This is a genomic window from Kitasatospora sp. NPDC048365 (assembly GCF_043200835.1).
Taxonomy (GTDB): Bacteria; Actinomycetota; Actinomycetes; order Streptomycetales; family Streptomycetaceae; genus Kitasatospora; species Kitasatospora terrestris.
The window spans coordinates 48905-55892 of sequence record NZ_JBICYJ010000053.1 but is presented as its reverse complement, the minus strand read 5'-3'; the positions used below and the strand labels follow the sequence as shown (position 1 = coordinate 55892).

General features: G+C 73.3%; 7 protein-coding genes. 4 read left to right on the top strand and 3 right to left on the bottom strand.

Going from position 1 to position 6988, the window contains the following annotated elements:
• Positions 1 to 67 precede the first annotated feature (67 nt).
• Positions 68 to 388 (bottom strand): WhiB family transcriptional regulator, encoded by a 321-nt coding sequence (locus tag ACGFX4_RS35735; protein WP_393083839.1) that lies wholly within the window; start codon positions 386 to 388, stop codon positions 68 to 70.
• A gap of 265 nt (positions 389 to 653) precedes the next feature.
• Between ACGFX4_RS35735 and ACGFX4_RS35730 the strand changes: the two genes are divergently transcribed.
• Positions 654 to 1400 carry a type 1 glutamine amidotransferase gene (locus ACGFX4_RS35730; protein WP_393083836.1) on the top strand — a complete coding sequence of 249 codons (747 nt, stop codon included), beginning with the start codon at positions 654 to 656 and terminating at the stop codon, positions 1398 to 1400.
• Positions 1401 to 1589: 189 nt separating this feature from the next.
• Here the strand turns inward: ACGFX4_RS35730 and ACGFX4_RS35725 are convergent, their stop codons facing one another.
• Together ACGFX4_RS35725 and ACGFX4_RS35720 are read right to left on the bottom strand one after the other, a co-directional pair.
• The gene (locus ACGFX4_RS35725) at positions 1590 to 2921 is read right to left on the bottom strand and encodes an RNA polymerase sigma factor (protein WP_393083834.1); all 1332 of its coding nucleotides are present in this window, start codon (positions 2919 to 2921) and stop codon (positions 1590 to 1592) included.
• Positions 2894 to 3313: a YciI family protein gene (locus ACGFX4_RS35720; protein WP_393083831.1), complete on the bottom strand. Its 420-nt coding sequence runs from the start codon at positions 3311 to 3313 to the stop codon at positions 2894 to 2896. Before ACGFX4_RS35720 ends, ACGFX4_RS35725 begins: the two co-directional genes overlap by 28 nt.
• A 417-nt stretch (positions 3314 to 3730) precedes the next feature.
• On the opposite strand from ACGFX4_RS35720, the gene ACGFX4_RS35715 reads away from it, so the two are divergent.
• From ACGFX4_RS35715 to ACGFX4_RS35705, 3 genes are all read left to right on the top strand, one after another.
• On the top strand, positions 3731 to 4033 hold the full coding sequence (locus tag ACGFX4_RS35715; protein WP_393083828.1) for a hypothetical protein: 303 nt from the start codon (positions 3731 to 3733) through the stop codon (positions 4031 to 4033).
• Between the two features lie 632 nt (positions 4034 to 4665).
• On the top strand, positions 4666 to 5085 hold the full coding sequence (locus ACGFX4_RS35710; RefSeq protein WP_393083825.1) for a hypothetical protein: 420 nt from the start codon (positions 4666 to 4668) through the stop codon (positions 5083 to 5085).
• Between the two features lie 290 nt (positions 5086 to 5375).
• On the top strand, positions 5376 to 6965 hold the full coding sequence (locus ACGFX4_RS35705) for an MFS transporter (RefSeq protein WP_393083822.1): 1590 nt from the start codon (positions 5376 to 5378) through the stop codon (positions 6963 to 6965).
• Positions 6966 to 6988: the final 23 nt, after the last annotated feature.

Below are 6988 nucleotides of genomic sequence, written 5' to 3'. Positions count from 1 at the left end.
GCGCGCGCCGCCCGGCCGGCCCCCCCCCCCCCCCCCCCCGCCGCCCCCCCCCCCCCCCACGGCGGGGTCAGCCGGCCAGCGGCAGCCCCCGCCGGGGCCCCGCGGTGTGCTCCGTGTGCTCCGCCCGGGCCCGGCGCAGGAGGTTGTCCCAGGACTCGACGGTCGGCCGACGCCGCAGCAGGGCGCGCCGCTCGCGGTCGGTCATGCCACCCCAGACACCGTGCTCGATCCGCTGGTCGAGTGCGTAGGCCAGGCACTCGGTGCGTACCGGACAGCCGGTGCACACGGCCTTCGCACGGTTCTGCCCCGCGCCGTCGACGAACAGGGCGTCAGGGTCCGAGGTCCGGCACGACCCGCGCTGGACCCAGTTGGCGTCGATGGTTTCCATGTCTCCCCCTCAGGTGACCGTCGCGCGGCGCGGATTCGCCGTCCGACGGAGCCCCCGACGCTAGGCCATGGACATGACGGACAGAAAGCGGACCATCACCCGATCGAGTGGTGAAGCGCCGGTTCCGCAGTCCCGGGCGCCATCCGCACCCCCGCCCCAAGGTCGCCGGCCACCCGTTCCGCCCCGAGCGGGGACGTGAGAGCATCGGCGCTCCCCGCGGGTACGCAATCGGGCCGCCCGCACCGGACCGGTGAGGTGGACGGCCGTGGCAGGAACGACGGGCGGCGCGCAGGTGCTGGTGGTACAGCACGAGGACGGCACCGGGCCCGGCCTGGTCGGCGAACACCTGGAGCGGACGGGCCTGCGCCTGCACACGGTCCATCCCTGGGCGGGCGAGATGCTGCCGGCCCGCCTCGACGGCTACGCCGGGCTGCTGGTCCTCGGCGGCGCACCCAACTGCGAGGACGACGACAGGGCGCCGTGGCTGCCGCAGGTCCGGGAACTGATCCGGCAGGCAGTCGCGGACCACGTCCCGCTGCTGGGAATCTGCCTGGGCGGGCAGCTGATGGCCGTGGCCCTCGGCGGCAGCGTCGCCCCCCGCGGCCGGGTGCCCGAGGTGGGCGCGATACCGCTGCGCCGACTCCCGGCCGCCGACCGGGACGCGGTGTTCGGAGCCGTGCCCGAAGGGGCACTCGCCGCCCAGTGGCACTGGGACGAGATCACCGCCCTGCCGCCGGACGCGGTGGCGCTGCTCGGCGGGGACGACTCCAGGCACCAGGCGTTCCGGGTCGGCGGATGCGGGTGGGGCGTGCAGTTCCATCCGGAGGTGCTGGCCGCCGTGATGGCCGACTGGGCGGGCTCCGACGGGCCCGCCGTGCAGGCCGCGGGCGGCGACCCGCAGACCGCGGTCGACTCGGTCCGCGCCGCGGAGCGGGAACTGCGCGCGGTCTGGGGCGCGATGGCCGAGGCCTGGGGCGGAGTCGTCCGCCGGACACGGCCGTCACCGGCGTGAGTCCCGGGAGGCGGGGGGAACGGACGGTCGGAAGTGCTGCCCTGCGCTACGGTTCCGCCGGGCCGTCCTCGCAGTGCGCACGGACGGGCAACCGACGACATGGCCGTGACCGGAGTGACGAATTCAGTGGTCGCTCGTGAGGCTGACCGGTCGAGGGGCAAGCAGGACGGCTGTGCTGCTCGGACGGCGTCACCCCAGGGCGGCCACCTTGCGCAGCAGCACCGCCCGCTCGGGGGCGTTGCGGCACAGGCGGGCGGCGAGTTCGAGCTCGGCGCGGGCCTCGGCGGTGCGGCCGAGGCGGACCAGCAGTTCGCCGCGCACGCTCGGGAGCAGGTGCGAGCCCGACAGGCGGCCGGAGGCGAGCAGGTCGTCGACCAGGGCCAGTGCCTCGTGCGGTCCGCTCGCCATCGCGACGGCCACGGCCCGGTTGAGCTCGACCACAGGTGACGGGGCCACGCGGCCGAGCGCCTCGTACAGCAGCACGATGCGTTCCCAGTCCGTCTCCTGCACCGAGGGCGCCGCTGCGTGGCACGCCGCGATCGCGGCCTGCAGGCCGTACGGCCCGAGGCCCCGCCCGAGGGCGGAGGCCCGGCCGAGGGCTGCCAGGCCACGCCGGATCGCGGAACGATCCCACCGGCGACGGTCCTGGTCCTCCAGCAGCACCGCCTCGCCGTCCGGCCCGGTGCGCGCCGGGAAGCGCGCGGAGGTGAGCTCGAACAGCGCGAGCTGGCCGTGCACCTCCGGCTCACCCGGCAGCAGGGCAGTCAGCATCCGGGCCAACCGCACGGCCTCGTAGGCGAGGTCGGGGCGCAGCAAGTCGTCGCCGGAGGTCGCCGTCGAGCCCTCGGTGAAGATCACGTACAGGACGCTCAGGACGGCGCCGAGCCGTGCCGGCCGGTCATGGGCCGACGGCAGTTCGAAGGGGACGCGGGCGGCGGTGATCGTCTTCTTCGCCCGGGTGATCCGCGCCTGCACGGTCGGGGTGGGAACGAGGAACGCCCGCGCGATCTCCTCGCTGGACAGGCCTCCCACCACACGCAGCGTGAGCGCCACCCGGGCCTCGGGCGAGAGGACCGGATGGCAGGCGGTGAACATCAGCGCGAGGACGTCGTCGTCGACCCGGTCGGGATCCCACGGCAGTTCCTGCGGAGCCGTCGGCGCGGCCGGCGCACCGGCGGTGAAGCCGCCGTCGGACAGCTCCGCCCCGAGCACCGCGTAGCGCTCCCCGAGTGCCGAGGCACGGCGGAAGGCGTCGATGGCCCGCCGCCGCCCGGTCGCCAGGAGCCAGCCCACCGGGTCGGTCGGTGTGCCGTCCCGCGTCCAGGCGACGAGCGCCTCCGCGACCGCTTCCTGGGCGGCGTCCTCGGCGAGTGCGAAGTCCCCGGTGTAGCGGGCCAGGGCGGCGACGATCCGCGCGGACTCGATCCGCCAGACGGCCTCGACGGCCCGCCGCGCCGCCTCGGCGACCGGCGGGCCGTCGACTGCTTCCGGCATCAGAGCTGGCCGGTCCGCTCGCGCCACGCCCGCTCCTTGACGATCCACTCGTTGTCCTGCGGGAACTCCTCGATGCCGGGCACACGGCGGACCTCGCACTTCGAACCGGGGAACGCCGGGAGCCGCTTGGCCCACTCGACCGCTTCCTCCTTCGACGAGACGTCGATCAGGTAGAAGCCGCCGAACAGCTCCTTCGTCTCACCGTACGGCCCGTCGGTGACCACCGGGGTCTCCCCGCCGAAGTCGACCACCACGCCCTGGGACGGGTCGTCCAGGCCCTCCGCGGCGACGAGCACTCCCGCCCGGATCAGCTCCTCGTTGAAGCGGCCCACCGTCTCCAGCATCTCCTCGAACGGCGTGGACATCATCTTCGCCATCGACTCGTCCGTACCACGCATGATCAGCATGTACTTCGCCATCATCGGCCTCCTTCATCAGGGATCGTCTCTCGACCCTCTCAGTCCCAGGTCGAACGGCGCGGCTCCGGATCGACACGTCGGAAGAAAATCTTTCAGGTTTTCGCGCCATGGCCCGGTGTCGGCGAAAGCCGGGAGACGGTCGTGTCAGCGATAGCCGAGGAGCACGGAGGCCCGCTCGGACGACGGCGACCAGCCGGTCGCTCCCGACCTGCCGGTGGCGGATGCCGGGGACCGCCGTAGGGCCGGAACCGGTCCAAGGCCGCGAGGTCGAGTTTCCCCATCTCCTCCGCCGGGACGGCTTCCGGCCCTTCGCCGTCACCGTCGCCCGCCGACCCCGGATCCGCGGCCGCACGCACCCTGGTGGCCCCGGGGACGGCGGGTGTGTACGGGGAACCTGCCGCATCGGGGGAGGGGCGCATGCCGGAGCCGGAGGCGTCCGAGCCGGCGCCCGCGGAGGAGCCCTGGCTGAGCAGCGGAGAGGTCGCCGCGCTGTGGCCGGTGCGGGAGAGGCAGGCCGCGGCGGCCGTCGTCGAAGGCCGCATCGACATCCCGTCGGTCCGGCGCACCGACACCCCCGACGGCCGACGGGCGGAGTTCTGGAACCGCCTGGGCGAGCGTGTCACCTGCACGATCGCCATGATCATGGTCCTCGGCGGCCTGGCGCTGCTGGTGGGCTCCCCGGGGTTCGCCACCTACAAGGTGATGACCGATCACCTTTGATCTCCCAGGATGCCCCGGCCTTCAGGCCGGGGAGATGGGGTCCCTGAGCTCCCGTACCCGTCCGTGCGGCCGGAGTCCGGTGTGACGGAGCACCGTAGTTTGCGAGTGGAGCAGCTTGGCGTGCGACTTCGGCCCCCGCATTGCCAGGGCCCGGAGGGGCCGGCCGATCCGCTCCTGGTTGAATCAGCGGATGAGCGAGCCCTTTGTCGACCTCGGAGTCGTCACAACACCGTCCGGCGTGCTGGTCCTGGGGATGGCCGGCTGGATCGACCAGTGGCTCGTGCACGGCGACCCGCTGTCCGTGCGGGCAACGGCTGTGGCGGAGCAGGGCGGCGGCCACCTCCACGAGCCTGCGGACGGCCCGAGCCAGGAGTGGTTCTGCGAGGCGGTCGCGGTGCCGGCCGCGGCCGGTCGGCCGTTGACGGTCCGCGCGCAGACGGGGGACTCGTACGACGGGCCGGTCATCGCGGTCCTGGAAGTCGACCTCGGCCTGCCCTGGCCGGGCGATCCCGGCGGAGAGCCGGTCCGTCTCGGCGACCTGCCGGTCGACCGGTGCGGCATGGTCCTCGGGGACGCCCGCGCCCTCGACTCGTTCGTCGGACTGGACGGTGAATCCATCGACGGACTCTCCGATGTCACCTACTGGGGGAAGCACGCGGACGACGCCCACGCCCGCTTCGGCGGCGAACGGACCCCCCACATACGGCGGCCAGGGGCCCTACGGGAGGCTCGACCTCCCGCTGCGCGAGGCCCACGAGTTCGCCGACCGGATCCGCAGCTGGGCGCCCCGCTCCGGCCTGGTGGTCTCCGTGGATGCGCACACCCACTTCCACCTGCTCCAGCGGGACGGCGAGATGCACCCCCTGCTGGCCGGACAGATCGAGATCGACGGATGCCAGGTCCTGCAGTTGGGCTGGGAGCCGGGTGATCACTCCATGCGCCACCACGGAGAACGCGCCTGGGACCAGGTCTACGCCGTCACCCTGGAACGGGCCGGCACCACCACCGTGCTGCGCTGGACCATCCCCGCAGAGACCGACGATCCCGAATAGGCAGGCAAGCCGCAGCGCAGTCGGCCGCGCGGAGCAGCGGCGGGCAGACAACCGGACGGCACCGCTTCGTAAGGCAGCGCGCTCCACCCTCGCGAACTGCCCTGCACCGCCATGGTGCTGACCAGCAAGTTCTCAACGATCACTCGCAAAGTACGGTGCTCCGTCACAGTGGGCTGTTCGGCGGAGTGGGGCCGCCGCCGAGGGTGTCGCGCCGCTGCGGGAGACCCGCGGCCGGGAGAGTGGGGTGGTTCGCCCGGCGGAGGCGGACCAGATCCATGGGAGTCGCCCGCATGGCCCGTTCGACCGGTGTGCCGCACGACGGATACTCCGAGCACCGCTGGAAAGCGCTGGCCGGCATGTGCGTCGCGGCCGGGATGGTGTGGCTGTCGTTCGCCGACTTCGGGGTGGCCGTTCCGACGATCTCGCAGGAGCTGGATGCCTCGCTGCCCGATCTGCAGTGGGCGAACAACGCGTTCAGCCTGTCCACCGGCGCCCTGGTGCTCGCCGCGGGCCGCCTCGGCGACGTGTACGGGCGCAAGCGGATGCTGGGCGTGGGCCTGCTGGTGATGGGTGCGGTGTCGTTGGTGGCGGCGTTCGTTCCGGGTGTGACGGGGATGATCGTCGGCCGCGCGGCGATGGGTGTCGGCGCGGCGCTGATCCTGCCCGCCACCCTGGCCCTGATCCCGCCGATGTTCCCGCCGGACGAGCAGCCCCGGGCGTTCGGCGCCTGGATGGCCGTCGCCTGGGTCGGGCAGGCGGCCGGTCCCGCGGTCGGCGGCGTGCTGACCGGTCTGCTGGGCTGGCGCTCGACGTTCTGGATCAACGCCCCGCTGGCGCTGGTCGCGCTGTGGCTGGTGCGCCGCTTCGCCGAGGAGTCCACCGACCCGAACGCCTCTCGGCACATCGACCTGCCCGGCCTGTTCACCAGCGCGCTCGCGGCGTTCTGCCTGCTGTACGGCTGCACGGCCGGCCAGGAGGAGGGGTTCGACGACCCGGTGATCATTGCTCTGCTGGTCGGCTCCGTCGTGCTGGCCGCGCTGTTCGTCCTGCTGGAGAAGAAGGTGAAGGACCCGCTGATCGACCTGCGGTTGTTCTCCTCACGCCCGTTCTGCGGCGCACTGGCGGCGAACTCCGTCATGAACATCGTCTTCGCCGGCGTCAGCTTCCTGCTCACCCTCTATCTGCAGCAGGTCCGCGGTTACGGCCCGATCGCCGCCGGCCTCCTGTTGCTGCCCTCGACCGCCACCATCCTGCTCCTCAACCCGATCGGCGGCCGGGTTTCCGCCCGCCGCGGCCCCCGCCTGCCCGTCGTGGTCGGGGTCCTGCTGCTGGGCGTCGGCACTCTGGTGACCGCGCTGATCGGCCACGACTACAACTACCTGCTGCTCGCCCTCGGCCTGCTGGTGCTCGGCGCGGGCCTCGGCCTGATGTCCATCCCGCTCTCCGACACCGCGGTGGCCGGCCCGCCCGAGGAACTCGCGGGCACCGCGTCCGGCATGTTCAAGGTGACCAGCATGCTGGGCGGGGCCTTCGGTGTGGCGATCACCGTCGCCGTCCAGCAGGCGGTGGAGAGCAACCAGGCCGCGGACAAGGCGAAGGCGGCCGGCTTGAGCTCCTCCGAGGTCAACGAGCTCAGCAACGCCGTCACCGACTCCAACCTCGCCAACCAGATCCTGTCGTCCGTCGACCAGGCGACCCAGGACGCCCTCACCGCGGCCTTCCGCGAGGTCCAGGCCGTCGCCGCGGGCCGGGCGATCGCGCTGTCCGGTCTGCTGGCCGTCGTCGCCGCGCTGCTGCTCCCGCTGCTGTGGCGGCGCAGCGAGCCCGCCGGGCCGCCGGAGCCGGCCGCCGAGCCGCCGGAGGCGCTGGAGGCGGCCTGACCGTCCCCCGCCGGACGAGCCGG